A 12654-nucleotide genomic window follows, 5' to 3' on the forward strand; every position below is an offset into this window, starting at 1 on the left:
CCGCGGACCTCAGCGCCGTTCGGGCGTTCCGAGGTGCCGCAGCAGGGCGGCGTCGAAGGCGGCGGGTTGGTCGATGTTCGGAAGGTGCCCGGCCTGGGCGATGACTTCGAGCACGGAGCCGGCCATGCGCCGCTGGATGTCGGCCATGGCCTGCGGCAGCACGCCGTCGTTGGCGCCGACGATCAAGGTGGTGGGCAGGGCGATTTCGTGCACGCGTGCGAGGTAGTCCAGCCCCTGGATGGCGCGCGCGCAGCCCACGAAGCCCGTCACCGAGGTCGACGACGCGACCTGCAGCAGGCGCTGCGCGGTGTCGGGATGCGCGTCGAGAAAGGCGCGGCCGAACCAGCGTTCCAGCGTCGGTTGGGCCAGCGCGGCGCAGCCTTCGCGCTCGGCGGTGGCGATGCGCTCGTCCCAGGGCGCCGCGGCTTCGGGCGGCATGTCGGCGCGCGCGGCGCACAGGCACAGGCTCTCGAGCCGGTCGGCATGCGCCAGCGCCAGGCCGAAGCCGCTCATGCCGCCCAGCGACAGGCCGACGTAGTGCACCTTCTGGAGCCCGAGTGCGTCGAGCACCGCGACCGTGTCGTCGACCAGTTGCTGCATCGTGGCGGGCGGCTGGTGGGCGACCGAGTCGCCGTGGCCGCGCGTGTCGGCGCACAGCACCTGCCAGCCGCGCGAGGCCAGCAGCGCCGCCTGTGCCGTCCACATGGCGCTGCTCGAGAGGATGGAGTGCGCCATGTACACGGCCGGCGCGCGAGGGTCGCCGTGGCGATGCACCGCGATCTGGCCGGCGGCCGAGGGCAGGGGGATGAGCTCCGAGAGGGTCTGCATGGAAAGCGTCCTGAAGTGCTGGACAAAGGGGCGGCTCAATAGCCGGCGAAGAACTCGATCGCCACCTGCTCCGGCGGCACGCCGCAGGCGTCGAGGCCGTCCTGCATGGCCGCGACCATCGCGGTCGGTCCGACGATGTAGTAGTGGCAGGCTTGCCAGTCGGGCACTTCCTGCTGGATGAGCTCGGCGGTGATCAGCCCGCTGCGCGTGGACGGCGTGATCGCGCCGCCATGCGGTGCTGCCTCGCCCTGTTCGGCGATCACATGGACCACGCGCAGCAATGGCAGCTCGGCGCAGAGCCGCGCGAGTTCGTCGCCCCAGGCGGCGAGATCGGGCGTGCGGTTGCCGTAGAGCAGGGTGACGGGCGGCGTGGCCTTGCCGCATGCCGCCTCGTGCTGCAGGTGCCGCAGCATGCTGTAGAAGGGCGTGATGCCGATGCCGCCGGCCAGCATCACCAGCGGCCGGCTCGGGTCCGCGGGCAGCACGAAGTCGCCCATCGCCGGGCTCAGCAGCACGCTGGCGCCTTCGCTGCCGAGCGCGCAGGTCGACAGGTGGCGCTTGAAGGGCGTGTCGCGCATGCGCATCGCGATCATCAGCTGCGGGTCGTGCGGTGCGCTGGCGATCGACAGCATGCGCTCGCCGTCGTCGGAGCCGTCCTCGGGGACGTCGAAGCCGGCAAGCTGCACGCTGACGAATTGGCCGGCCTCGAACGCGAAGCCCGCGGGGCGCTCGAGGAAGAAGGCCACGGTGTCGGTGGCGACGGTCGTGCGTGCGAGCACGCGGACGGAGAAGCTGTCGGGGTCGGTCATGGGGCGCTGCCGTTTCGGGTGGGGGAAGGGGCGGGGGACCAGGAGACGCTGACGTCGCCGCCGACGAAGGTCTGGCAGGCCATGCGGTAGCCCTGTGCCAGCTCGGCCTCCGACAGGTGCTTGCGCTCCTTGGGCTTCACCGTGTCGGCATGTTCCAGGCCGCGTTCGATCCGGCATTTGCAGGTGCCGCACAGGCCGCCGCCGCACTTGAAGGGAATGCCGCCCTGCCCGCGCAGCGAGACCCGCAGCAGGTTGCTGTTCTCGGGCGCGGTCAGGACCTTGTGGTCGTTGGTGATGAAGGTGATGCTGATCATGGGCGGTCGAGTTCCGATGCGTCGATGTGCACCAGGCGCACGTCCAGGGTCCCGAAGTTCACGAGCTGCGACAGTTCCTCGCGCGCGGCCTCGAGCGTGTCGAAGCCCGGCAGGAACTTGGAGGGCACGAGATTGCGCAGGGGCGGATCGCCGTCTTCCACGATCGCGACCTTCACCGGCCGCAGCAGCTGTGCGATCACGAAGCGCGCGCGCCGCTGGCCGCAGAAGAAATAGTCGTGGGCTTCGACGGCATGGAGCCCGTCGCACAGTTCGGTCCGGAACTGCCCGTCCTTGTTCGTGAGGATCACGTATGCAGAGGCCATGGGAAAGGTCGGTGGGATGTCAGGTGGGCGCGGTCTCGCCCTGGCTGATCTCGATGTCGTGGTGGATCCAGAGCTGGCAGGCCAGCCGGAAGCCCGCATCGAGTTGCTCGCCGAGCTGCTTCTTCTCTTTCCAGTTGGGCTCGGCCAGGTGCTCGGCGCCGCGCAGGACCCTGCACATGCACTTGGAGCACTTGCCCATCCCGCAGCCGTAGTCGAGGTGCGGAAAAGGGAACTGCTTGATGCCGGCGCGCACCACCAGGTTGGTGTTGGGCCGCACCTCGCCTTCGTGGCACTGGCCGTCTTTACGGATCACAACTTTGGGCATGGGCAATCGGTTCCATGGGTCGCGGGGTGGGGCGCTCGGGCCGCATCGGTCGGCGCCAGGGCTCGAGGGCTAATGTCGAAGCGAAGCCCGGCGCGCGTCAAACCACATCAGCGCCGCCGATGCGAGACATCAAAAGCATTGATAGGAGTAGACGGTTTGCATCGCCAATCCATAGGATCACGCCAAGCCCCCCAAGGGCCCCGTGCCGCGCGCCCCCGGTGGCCGCGGACCTCAGTTCAGACCCACGAAGGACCACCCCATGACCGCATTGATGAGCAAGGAAGATTTCCGCCACGCACTCGAGGAAAAGGTGCGAGGCAAGAGCGCGAACAAGTCGCCGTTCAGCATCGCCTGGGCCGAGGGCCGGCTCTCGCGCGCCCACCTGGCGCGCTGGGCCGAGAACCACTACCACTACGTGGGCCCGTTCGCGGACTACCTGGGCTTCATCTACGCGCGCACGCCGGCCCATCTGCTCGAGGTCAAGGACTTCATGCTGGCCAACATGTACGAGGAAGAGATCGGCGGCGACCGCCACACCGACCTGCTGATCCGTTTTGCGGAAGCCTGCGGCTCCTCCCGCGCGCGGGTCACCGACCCCGACAACATGCTGCCCTCGACGCGCGGCCTGCAGAGCTGGTGCTATTCGATGGCCATGCGCGAGAACCCGATCATCGCGGTGGCCGGCATCGTGGTGGGGCTGGAATCGCAGGTGCCCTCGATCTACCGCAAGCAGGCGCCGACGCTGCGCGACCAGTACAAGTTCACCGACGAGGAGGTCGAGTTCTTCGACCTGCACATCGTGTCCGACGAGATCCACGGCGAGCGCGGCTACCAGATCGTGATCGAGCATGCCGACACGCCGGAGCTGCAGGCCGCCTGCCTCAAGGCCTGCGAGGTCGGCGCGCAGATGCGCCTGCTCTACACCGCGGAGCTCTTCCGCGTGTACGTCCAGCAGGACCTGGAGAAGGAAGCGGCCGCGCTGGTCGACTGAAGCCTCCGATTCCCGCACCCACATCGACACAGCATGAGCATCCAACAAGACGCCCTCAACCTCATCGACGGCCGCTGGCAGCCCGCGGCCGGCGGCGCATGGGGCCACCGCCACGACCCGGCCGACGGCGCGCCGCTCGGGCGCCATGCGGCCTCGGAGCGCGGCGATGCCGAAGCGGCCGTGGCCGCGGCACGCCGGGCCTTCGAGTTGCCGGGCTGGTCGCAGAACCCGCGCCTGCGCCAACTGGTGATGCTGCGCTGGGCCGACCGGCTGGAGGCGCAGGCCGAAGCGCTGGCGCAGCTGCTGACCCGCGAGAACGGCAAGGTGCTGGCGCAGTCGCGCGGCGAGATCGCGGGTGCGGTGTCGGAGATCCGCTACTACGCGGGCCTGACGCGCTACATGCCGGGCCATGTGTTCGAGGTCGAGCCCGGCGCCTACTCGACCCTGCTCAAGGAGCCCGCGGGCTTGGCCGGCATCATCGTGCCGTGGAACGCGCCGGTGGTGCTGCTGATCCGTTCGCTGACGCCGGCCCTGGCCGCGGGCTGCACCACGGTGATCAAGCCCGCGCCGCAGACGGCGCTGATCACCGCGCGCGTGATCGAGGCCCTGCACGCCTGCGAGGGCCTGCCGCCCGGCGTGGTCAACCTGGTGAGCGAAGACGGCCATGCGGTGGCGCAGTACCTGAGCGAGAGCGCCGAGGTGGACGTGCTGAGCTTCACCGGCTCCAACGCCACCGGCCAGCGCATCATGGCCGCGGCCGCGCCCACCATGAAGAAGCTGTCGCTGGAGCTGGGCGGCAAGTCGGCCTGCCTGGTGTTCGAGGACGCCGACATCGAGCAGACCGCGGCCGCGATCGCGGTGGCCGCCACCATCATCAGCGGCCAGCAGTGCACGGCCGCGCGGCGCGTGCTGGTGCATGCGCGCCAGTACGACGCCATGCAGCGGGCCCTGACCGCGGCGCTGGCCGCGCAGCGCGTGGCGCCGGGCCTGGTCGAGGGCGCGCAGATCGGGCCGCTGATCGACGCCGACGCGGCCCGGCTGGTGGGGCAGCGCATCGACGATGCGCTGCAGGCGGCCGATGCGGTGCTGCTGCGCGGCCGGCGCGAAGGCAACTTCGTGCACCCTTCGCTGGTGGCGCACCGCGACACGCGGGCCTTCTTCGTGCAGGAGGAGATCTTCGGCCCGCTGCTGGTGCTGGAGCGCTTCGAGGACGAGCGCGAGGCCATCGTGCGCGCCAACCACACCGAGTTCGGCCTGTCGGCCAGCGTCTGGACGCGCGACGGCGCGCGCGCGATGCGTGTGGCCCGCGCGCTGCGCAACGGCACGGTCTGGATCAACGACCACAACAAGCTCTTCGCCGAGGCCGAGACCGGCGGCTACCGGCGCAGCGGCCTCGGCCGGCTGCACGGCTACGACGCGCTGATCGACTTCCAGGAGATCAAGCACATCTACCAGCAGGTGGGCACGGCCTGAGCCAAGGCTGCGCGGGCGCCTTCTACAATCGCGCTCCACCCGCGCCTCCGGGCGATCTCACACCACAAGGCCCGCGTGGACCTCCGGCAGATTCAGTACTTTCTCGCGCTCTTCGAAGACGGCTCGATGACGCAGGCCGCGAAGCGGCTCGACGTGGTCCAGCCCACGCTGAGCATGCAGATCGCGAAGCTGGAGGAAGAGCTGGGCCAGCCGCTGTTCGAGCGCAAGCGGCGCGGCATGGCGCCCACCGCGCACGGGCGGCTCATGTACCGCCTGTTCCTGCCCATCGTGCGCGACATCGACAACGCGCGCGAACAGCTCGCGCAGCGCAGCGAGGTGGTCACGGGGCATGTGTCGCTGGGCCTGATCTCCTCGGTGGCCGAGAGCGTACTGCCCGAGGCGCTGTCGCGCTTCAATGAAGCCTACCCGCACGTGGAGGTCACGGTCTCGGTCGGCTACAGCGCCATGCTGATCGACTGGGTGACCAGCGGCCAGCTCGACGTCGCGATCATCAACGAGCCGCGCGCCAAGCTCTCGCTGGCCACCGAATCGCTGGCCGAGGAAGACATGCTGCTGGTCACGAGCGCCGAGCACGGCCCCCGGCTGCCCGCCAACGTGCGGCTCGCGCGGCTGCCCGAACTCGACCTGGACCTGGTGCTGCCCACGCGCCGGCATGGCCTGCGCGGCGTGCTGGAAGCCTCCGCCCGGCAGGAGGGCATCGTGCTCGCGCCCAAGTTCGAGATCGACGTGCTGAGCACCATCGTGCGGCTGGTGGAGCGCACGCGCTTCGCCACCATCCTGCCGCGCATCGTGGTGCAGCGCGCGGTCAACGAGGGCACGCTGTCGGTCTGCCCGATCCTGTCGCCGCGCATCGTGCGGCACGTGGTGCGCGTGAGCCACAAGCGCCGGCCGCTGAGTGCCGCCACCCATGCACTGATCGACCTGGTGGCCGACGAGATCCGGCGCGTGCTGAGCGCGGGCGACGCGCGCAAGTGAGCCGCGCGGGCGGGCGCTGAAGCGCCGCCGTGCCGCATCGACGCTTCGCCCGCCGCCTGACCGAGCGGCCTTTGCCAATTCGCAAGCTTCGCAAATTCGCGGATTTCACTTCGCACAGATTCGCCTTTTCAGTCCTTCCGTCGATGCAGGCCTTTGCGTAGATTGCGAGGCCATGAACCCACCCGCTGGAACCACCGCGCTGCACGAACTGGTGCTGCCCGCCCATGCCAATCACCGCGGCACGCTGTTCGCGGGGCAGGGGCTGCAGCTCATGACCAAGGCCGCCTTCCTGGCCGCGCGCGGGCTGGCGCAGCGCGAGGTGGTGATGGCCGGCGTGACGCGCGCCGACTTCCTCGCCCCGGTGCCGGTGGGCCACCAGCTCACCCTGCGCGCCTGGGTCAGCCGCATCGGCCGCAGCTCGATGACCGTGTGCGTGACCGGCCTGGCCGACCGCCCCGGCATTCCCGTGGAAGAAGTTCTCAAGGGCGTGTTCGAGATGGTGGCGGTCGACGCCGCCGGACGCCCCGCCGCCATCGACCGTTCTTACCTGGACAAGGAAACCGCATGACCCCCACGACCCCCACGACCGAGCGCGCCGCACCGGCGGCCGCCTTCAAACCCAAGAAGTCCGTCGCCCTGTCGGGCGTGACCGCGGGCAACACCGCGCTGTGCACCGTCGGCCGCACCGGCAACGACCTGCACTACCGCGGCTACGACATCCTGGACATCGCCGAGGTCTGCGAGTTCGAGGAGATCGCGCACCTGCTGGTGCACGGCAAGCTGCCCACACGCGCCGAGCTCAAGGCCTACAAGGCGCGGCTCAAGGCCATGCGCGGCCTGCCCGCGAGCGTGAAGAGCGCGCTCGAGAGCCTGCCCGCCGGCGCCCATCCGATGGACGTGATGCGCACCGGCGTCTCGGCGCTGGGCTGCATCCTGCCCGAGAAGGACGACCACAACCTGCCCGGCGCGCGCGACATCGCCGACCGGCTCATGGCCTCGCTGGGCTCGATGCTGCTGTACTGGTACCACTGGAGCACCCAGGGCAAGCGCATCGAGGTGGAGACCGACGACGACTCCATCGGCGGCCACTTCCTGCACCTGCTGCACGGCGAGAAGCCCTCGGAGGCCTGGGTGCGCGCGATGCACACCTCGTTGAACCTGTATGCCGAGCACGAGTTCAATGCCTCGACCTTCACCGCGCGCGTGATCGCCGGCACCGGCAGCGACATGTACTCCTCGATCGCCGGCGCCATCGGCGCGCTGCGCGGCCCCAAGCACGGCGGCGCCAACGAGGTGGCCTTCGAGATTCAGAAGCGCTACGACGCACCCGACGAGGCCGAGGCCGACATCCGCCGGCGCGTGGAGGCCAAGGAAGTGGTGATCGGCTTTGGCCACCCGGTCTACACGGTCAGCGACCCGCGCAACGTGGTGATCAAGGGCGTGGCCCGGCAGCTGTCCGACGATGCCGGCTCGACCAAGATGTACGACATCGCCGAGCGGCTCGAGTCGGTGATGTGGGAGGTCAAGAAGATGTTCCCCAACCTGGACTGGTTCAGCGCGGTGAGCTATCACATGATGGGCGTGCCCACGGCCATGTTCACGCCGCTCTTCGTGATCGCCCGCACCAGCGGCTGGGCGGCCCACGTGATCGAGCAGCGCGTCGACAACAAGATCATCCGGCCGAGCGCCCACTACACCGGTCCGGAAGACCTGGTGTTCGTGCCGATCGGGGCGCGCAGCTGAAGCGTGGCGCTGGATGCCCACGCGGCGATCCGGCGCCGTGCCAAAGTCGTGCAGCACAACGACTCCCGCACCGACCAAGAACCGAGCCTTGATTCCAGAAAGGCGCGCGGCGCGCCCCGCGACCGACCCACCACGATGAACTCTTCCTACCGAAAAAAGCTCCCCGGCACCGCGCTGGACTACATCGACGCGCGCGCCGCGGTCGACGCCCTGCGGCCCGGCGCCTGGGACGGCCTGCCCTACACCGCGCGCGTGCATGCCGAGAACCTGGTGCGGCGCTGTGACCCGGCCATCCTCGAGGACTGCCTGCTGCAGCTCGTGGAGCGCCGGCGCGACCGCGACTTTCCCTGGTACCCGGTGCGCGTGGTGTGCCACGACATCCTGGGCCAGACCGCGCTGGTGGACCTGGCGGGCCTGCGCGACGCGATAGCGGCCGAAGGCGGCGACCCGGCGCAGGTGAACCCCGTGGTGCCGGTGCAGCTGATCGTGGACCATTCGCTGGCCGTGGAGTGCGGCGGCTTCGATCCCCAGGCCTTCGAGAAGAACCGGCAGATCGAGGACCGCCGCAACGAAGACCGCTTCCATTTCATCGAGTGGACGAAGCGCGCCTTCGCCAACATGGAGGTGATCCCGGCGGGCAACGGGATCATGCACCAGATCAACCTGGAGAAGATGTCGCCGGTGGTCTATGTGCAGGACGGCCTGGCCTTCCCCGACACCTGCGTGGGCACCGACAGCCACACGCCGCATGTCGATGCACTGGGCGTGATCGCGGTGGGCGTGGGCGGCCTCGAGGCCGAGAACGTGATGCTGGGCCGCGCCTCGTGGATGCGCCTGCCCGACATCGTCGGCGTCGAGCTCAGCGGCCGGCGCCAGCCGGGCATCACCGCCACCGACATCGTGCTGGCACTCACCGAATTCCTGCGCCAGCAGAAGGTGGTCGGCGCGTATCTCGAATTCTTCGGCGAAGGCACGCAGGGCCTGACCATCGGCGACCGCGCCACCATCTCCAACATGTGCCCCGAGTACGGTGCCACGGCCGCGCTGTTCTACATCGACGAGCAGACGCTGGCCTACCTGCGGCTCACGGGCCGCGAGGACACGCAGGTCGCGCTGGTCGAGCGCTACGCGAAGACCGCCGGCTTCTGGGGCGATGCGCTCCAGACGGCCCGCTACGAACGCGTGCTGCGTTTCGACCTCTCGGGCGTGGTGCGCAACATGGCCGGCCCGTCGAACCCGCACCGCCGCCTGCCGACCTCGCAGCTGGCCGCGCGCGAGATCGCCGTCGGCCTCGACGCGGCGCGCCAGCAGGAGGCCGCGGGCCTGATGCCCGATGGCGCGGTGATCATCGCGGCCATCACCTCGTGCACCAACACCTCGAACCCGCGCAACGTGATCGCGGCCGCGCTGCTGGCGCGCAACGCCAACCGGCTGGGCCTGCAGCGCAAGCCCTGGGTCAAGTCCTCGCTGGCACCGGGCTCCAAGGCGGTCGAGCTCTACCTGCGCGACGCCGACCTGCTGCGGGAGCTGGAGCAACTGGGCTTCGGCATCGTCGCCTTCGCCTGCACCACCTGCAACGGCATGTCGGGTGCGCTCGACCCGGCGATCCAGCAGGAGATCATCGACCGCGACCTCTACGCCACCGCGGTGCTCTCGGGCAACCGCAACTTCGACGGCCGCATCCATCCCTACGCCAAGCAGGCCTTCCTGGCCTCGCCGCCGCTGGTCGTGGCCTACGCGATCGCGGGCACGATCCGCTTCGACATCGAGCGCGACGTGCTGGGCGTCGTCGAAGGCAAGGAGATCCGCCTGCAGGACCTCTGGCCCGGCGACGAGGAGATCGATGCCATCGTCGCGGCCTCGGTGCGGCCCGAGATGTTCCGCCAGGTCTACGAGCCCATGTTCGCGATCCACCCCGACAACGGCGAGAAGGTCGGCCCGCAGTACGACTGGCGCCCGCAGTCGACCTACATCCGGCGCCCGCCCTACTGGGACAGCGAGGGCGTGGGCGCGCTCGCGGCCGTGCCGCGCACGCTGCGCGGCATGCGGCCGCTGGCCTTGCTGCCCGACAACATCACGACCGACCACCTGTCGCCCTCCAACGCGATCCTGCTGGACAGCGCCGCCGGCGAGTACCTGGCGAAGATGGGCCTGCCGGAAGAGGACTTCAACTCCTACGCCACGCACCGCGGCGACCACCTGACGGCCATGCGCGCCACCTTCGCCAACCCGCAGCTGGTCAACGAGATGGCGGTGGTCGACGGCGTGCAGCAGAAGGGCTCGCTGGCGCGCCTCGAGCCCGAGGGCCGGGTGGTGCGCATGTGGGAGGCCATCGAGACCTACCTGAGCCGCCGGCAGCCGCTGATCATCGTGGCCGGCGCCGACTACGGCCAGGGTTCGTCGCGCGACTGGGCCGCCAAGGGCGTGCGCCTGGCCGGTGTCGAGACGGTGGTGGCCGAAGGCTTCGAGCGCATCCACCGCACCAACCTGCTGGGCATGGGCGTGCTGCCGCTGGAGTTCAAGCCCGGCACCACGCGCCTCACGCTGGGCCTGGACGGCAGCGAGACCTTCGACGTGGCCGGCCGGCCCGCGCCGCGCACCGATCTCACGCTGCTCGTGCACCGCAGGAGCGGCGAAGTCCTGCAGGTGCCGGTGACCTGCCGGCTCGACACGGCCGAGGAGGTGTCGATCTACGAGGCCGGCGGCGTGCTGCAGCGTTTTGCGCAAGACTTCCTGGCCGCGAACAAGCCGGCCGCCTGAAGACCACCACCCTCTCCTCACCATGGCATCCGTACCTCAGATCAAGATCCCCGCCGTCTACATGCGCGGCGGCACCAGCAAGGGCGTGTTCTTCCGCCTGCAGGACCTGCCGCCGGCCGCGCGCGAAGCCGGGCCGGCGCGCGATGCGCTGCTGCTGCGCGTGATCGGCAGCCCCGACCCCTACGGCAAGCAGATCGACGGCATGGGCGGCGCGACCTCGTCGACCTCGAAGACCGTGATCCTGTCGCCTTCCACCCGCCCGGAGCACGACGTCGACTACCTCTTCGGCCAGGTCTCGATCGACAGTGCCTTCGTCGAATGGACCGGCAACTGCGGCAACCTGTCGGCCGCGGTCGGCCCCTTCGCCATCGCGCACGGCCTGATCGACCCGGCCCGCGTGCCGCGCGACGGCCTGTGCACCGTGCGCATCTGGCAGGCCAACATCGGCAAGACCATCGTCGCGCAGGTGCCCATCGTCGACGGCGAAGTGCAGGAGACCGGCGACTTCGAACTCGACGGCGTGACCTTCCCGGCCGCCGAGGTAGCGCTGGAGTTCATCGACCCGGCCGACGAGGGCGATGGCGAGGGCGGTGGCGCCATGTTCCCGACCGGCCAGGTGGTGGACGACCTCGAAGTGTCCGGCGTCGGCACCTTCAAGGCCACGCTGATCAACGCCGGCATCCCTACCATCTTCCTCAACGCCGCCGACATCGGCTGCACCGGCACCGAGCTGCAGGAGGCGATCAACGGCGATGCCAGGGCGCTGGCCATGTTCGAGACGATCCGCGCGCATGGCGCGCTGAAGATGGGCCTGATCCAGCACATCGGCGAAGCAGCCCGACGCCAGCACACGCCCAAGGTGGCTTTCGTCGCACCGCCCGCCGGCTACACGGCTTCCAGCGGCAGGGCCGTGCAGGCGGCCGACGTCGACCTGCTGGTGCGCGCACTGTCGATGGGCAAGCTGCACCACGCGATGATGGGCACGGCCGCGGTCGCGATCGGCACCGCCGCCGCCATTCCCGGCACGCTGGTGAACCTCGCGGCCGGCGGCGGCGCGCGCCAGGCGGTGCGCTTCGGCCACCCCTCGGGCACGCTGCGCGTGGGCGCCGAGGCCCGCCAGGTCGACGGCCAATGGGTTGTGACCAAGGCCCTGATGAGCCGCAGCGCCCGCGTGCTGATGGAAGGCTGGGTCCGCGTTCCCGGCGACAGTTTCTGATTGGAAGATTTCGAATGTCCACCCGCAAGCAACTCAAATCCCTGGCCGAGGCCCGCCGCGGCCTGATCGTTCCCGGCGCCTTCAACGCACTGTCGGCCAAGGTGGTCGAGGACCTGGGCTTCCAGGCGATCTACATCACCGGCGCCGGCGTCACCAACATGTGGTTCGGCATGCCCGACCAGGGCTTCATGGGCCTGGCGGAAATCGCCGACCACACGGCGCGCATCCGCGATGCGGTGTCGGTGCCGCTGATCGTCGATGCCGACACCGGCTTCGGCAATGCCCTGAACGTGCGCCACACGGTGCGCACGCTGGAGCGCGCGGGCGCCGACTGCATCCAGTTCGAGGACCAGGTCGCGCCCAAGCGCTGCGGCCATTTCTCGGGCAAGGAGGTGATCGCCACCGAAGAAGCCGTGAGCAAGATCAAGGCCGCGGTCGATGCGCGCCAGGACCCCGACCTGCTGATCATGGCGCGCACCGATGCGGCCGCCGTGCACGGCTTCGAGGCCGCCGTCGAGCGCGCGCAGAAGTTCGCCGAGGCCGGGGCCGACATCCTGTTCGTCGAAGCCGTGACCACCGCCGACGAGATCCGCGCGCTGCCCCGGCGGCTGGCCAAGCCCCAGCTCATGAACATGGTGATCGGCGGCAAGACGCCGATCTTCAACGCCACCGAGCTGGGCGAACTCGGCTACGGCATCGTGCTCTACGCCAACGCGGCGCTGCAGGGTGCGGTCGCCGGCATGCAGAAGGCGCTGACGGTGTTGCGCGACGCGCAGGAGGTGCAGGAATCGAGCGGCCTGGTCGCGACCTTCGCCGAACGCCAGCGCCTGGTCGGCAAGCCGGAATGGGATGCGCTGGAGAAGCGCTACACCTGAG

Annotated in this window: 13 protein-coding genes; 8 read left to right on the forward strand and 5 right to left on the reverse strand. The window is 69.8% G+C overall.

Annotation, left to right across the window (positions count from 1 at the left end; translation table 11 throughout):
* Positions 1-9 precede the first annotated feature (9 nt).
* The 5 genes from QTI20_RS12815 to QTI20_RS12835 are packed head-to-tail and all read right to left on the reverse strand — an operon-like array spanning position 10 to position 2599.
* A complete protein-coding gene (locus tag QTI20_RS12815; protein WP_286551353.1) occupies positions 10-828 on the reverse strand; it encodes an alpha/beta fold hydrolase in 819 nt (272 codons plus the stop codon).
* Positions 829-863: 35 nt separating this feature from the next.
* Positions 864-1637, reverse strand: coding sequence for a ferredoxin--NADP reductase (locus tag QTI20_RS12820; RefSeq protein ID WP_286551355.1), 774 nt, complete (start codon positions 1635-1637; stop codon positions 864-866).
* Complete coding sequence (locus QTI20_RS12825) at positions 1634-1951, reverse strand: 2Fe-2S iron-sulfur cluster-binding protein (RefSeq protein ID WP_286551357.1); 318 nt, start codon at positions 1949-1951, stop codon at positions 1634-1636. Before QTI20_RS12825 ends, QTI20_RS12820 begins: the two co-directional genes overlap by 4 nt.
* The gene (locus QTI20_RS12830) at positions 1948-2274 is read right to left on the reverse strand and encodes a ferredoxin (protein ID WP_286551359.1); all 327 of its coding nucleotides are present in this window, start codon (positions 2272-2274) and stop codon (positions 1948-1950) included. Before QTI20_RS12830 ends, QTI20_RS12825 begins: the two co-directional genes overlap by 4 nt.
* Before the next feature lie 19 nt (positions 2275-2293).
* Complete coding sequence (locus QTI20_RS12835; protein ID WP_286551360.1) at positions 2294-2599, reverse strand: 2Fe-2S iron-sulfur cluster-binding protein; 306 nt, start codon at positions 2597-2599, stop codon at positions 2294-2296.
* A gap of 259 nt (positions 2600-2858) precedes the next feature.
* Between QTI20_RS12835 and QTI20_RS12840 the strand changes: the two genes are divergently transcribed.
* The 8 genes from QTI20_RS12840 (at position 2859) to QTI20_RS12875 (ending at position 12653) form a co-directional block, all read left to right on the forward strand.
* Positions 2859-3590: an iron-containing redox enzyme family protein gene (locus tag QTI20_RS12840; RefSeq protein WP_286551362.1), complete on the forward strand. Its 732-nt coding sequence runs from the start codon at positions 2859-2861 to the stop codon at positions 3588-3590.
* 33 nt (positions 3591-3623) lie between these two features.
* Complete coding sequence (locus QTI20_RS12845; protein ID WP_286551363.1) at positions 3624-5063, forward strand: aldehyde dehydrogenase family protein; 1440 nt, start codon at positions 3624-3626, stop codon at positions 5061-5063.
* Positions 5064-5138: 75 nt separating this feature from the next.
* Positions 5139-6059 carry a LysR family transcriptional regulator gene (locus QTI20_RS12850; RefSeq protein WP_286551364.1) on the forward strand — a complete coding sequence of 307 codons (921 nt, stop codon included), beginning with the start codon at positions 5139-5141 and terminating at the stop codon, positions 6057-6059.
* Between the two features lie 172 nt (positions 6060-6231).
* The gene (locus tag QTI20_RS12855) at positions 6232-6627 is read left to right on the forward strand and encodes an acyl-CoA thioesterase (RefSeq protein WP_286551366.1); all 396 of its coding nucleotides are present in this window, start codon (positions 6232-6234) and stop codon (positions 6625-6627) included.
* Positions 6624-7802 (forward strand): bifunctional 2-methylcitrate synthase/citrate synthase, encoded by a 1179-nt coding sequence (gene prpC / locus QTI20_RS12860; RefSeq protein ID WP_286551367.1) that lies wholly within the window; start codon positions 6624-6626, stop codon positions 7800-7802. The genes QTI20_RS12855 and prpC overlap by 4 nt, the downstream gene beginning before the upstream one ends.
* A 135-nt stretch (positions 7803-7937) precedes the next feature.
* Positions 7938-10562, forward strand: coding sequence for a Fe/S-dependent 2-methylisocitrate dehydratase AcnD (acnD, locus tag QTI20_RS12865; RefSeq protein ID WP_286551368.1), 2625 nt, complete (start codon positions 7938-7940; stop codon positions 10560-10562).
* 22 nt (positions 10563-10584) lie between these two features.
* Positions 10585-11778 (forward strand): 2-methylaconitate cis-trans isomerase PrpF, encoded by a 1194-nt coding sequence (gene prpF, locus QTI20_RS12870; RefSeq protein WP_286551369.1) that lies wholly within the window; start codon positions 10585-10587, stop codon positions 11776-11778.
* Positions 11779-11792: 14 nt separating this feature from the next.
* Positions 11793-12653, forward strand: a complete 861-nt coding sequence (locus QTI20_RS12875) for an isocitrate lyase/PEP mutase family protein (protein WP_286551372.1) — start codon at positions 11793-11795, stop codon at positions 12651-12653.
* The last annotated feature ends 1 nt before the right edge of the window (position 12654 follow it).

Source organism: Variovorax sp. J2P1-31, assembly GCF_030317215.1.
In the GTDB taxonomy this organism is placed as follows: domain Bacteria; phylum Pseudomonadota; class Gammaproteobacteria; order Burkholderiales; family Burkholderiaceae_C; genus Variovorax.

Excerpts from the sequence above, each read along its gene's own strand:
- QTI20_RS12815 (WP_286551353.1), bottom strand. The coding sequence starts at position 828 with ATGCAGACCCTCTCGGAGCTCATCCCCCTGCCCTCGGCCGCCGGCCAG.
- QTI20_RS12820 (WP_286551355.1), bottom strand. The coding sequence starts at position 1,637 with ATGACCGACCCCGACAGCTTCTCCGTCCGCGTGCTCGCACGCACGACC.
- QTI20_RS12825 (WP_286551357.1), bottom strand. The coding sequence starts at position 1,951 with ATGATCAGCATCACCTTCATCACCAACGACCACAAGGTCCTGACCGCG.
- QTI20_RS12830 (WP_286551359.1), bottom strand. The coding sequence starts at position 2,274 with ATGGCCTCTGCATACGTGATCCTCACGAACAAGGACGGGCAGTTCCGG.
- QTI20_RS12835 (WP_286551360.1), bottom strand. The coding sequence starts at position 2,599 with ATGCCCAAAGTTGTGATCCGTAAAGACGGCCAGTGCCACGAAGGCGAG.
- QTI20_RS12840 (WP_286551362.1), top strand. The coding sequence starts at position 2,859 with ATGACCGCATTGATGAGCAAGGAAGATTTCCGCCACGCACTCGAGGAA.
- QTI20_RS12845 (WP_286551363.1), top strand. The coding sequence starts at position 3,624 with ATGAGCATCCAACAAGACGCCCTCAACCTCATCGACGGCCGCTGGCAG.
- QTI20_RS12855 (WP_286551366.1), top strand. The coding sequence starts at position 6,232 with ATGAACCCACCCGCTGGAACCACCGCGCTGCACGAACTGGTGCTGCCC.
- prpC (WP_286551367.1), top strand. The coding sequence starts at position 6,624 with ATGACCCCCACGACCCCCACGACCGAGCGCGCCGCACCGGCGGCCGCC.
- acnD (WP_286551368.1), top strand. The coding sequence starts at position 7,938 with ATGAACTCTTCCTACCGAAAAAAGCTCCCCGGCACCGCGCTGGACTAC.
- prpF (WP_286551369.1), top strand. The coding sequence starts at position 10,585 with ATGGCATCCGTACCTCAGATCAAGATCCCCGCCGTCTACATGCGCGGC.
- QTI20_RS12875 (WP_286551372.1), top strand. The coding sequence starts at position 11,793 with ATGTCCACCCGCAAGCAACTCAAATCCCTGGCCGAGGCCCGCCGCGGC.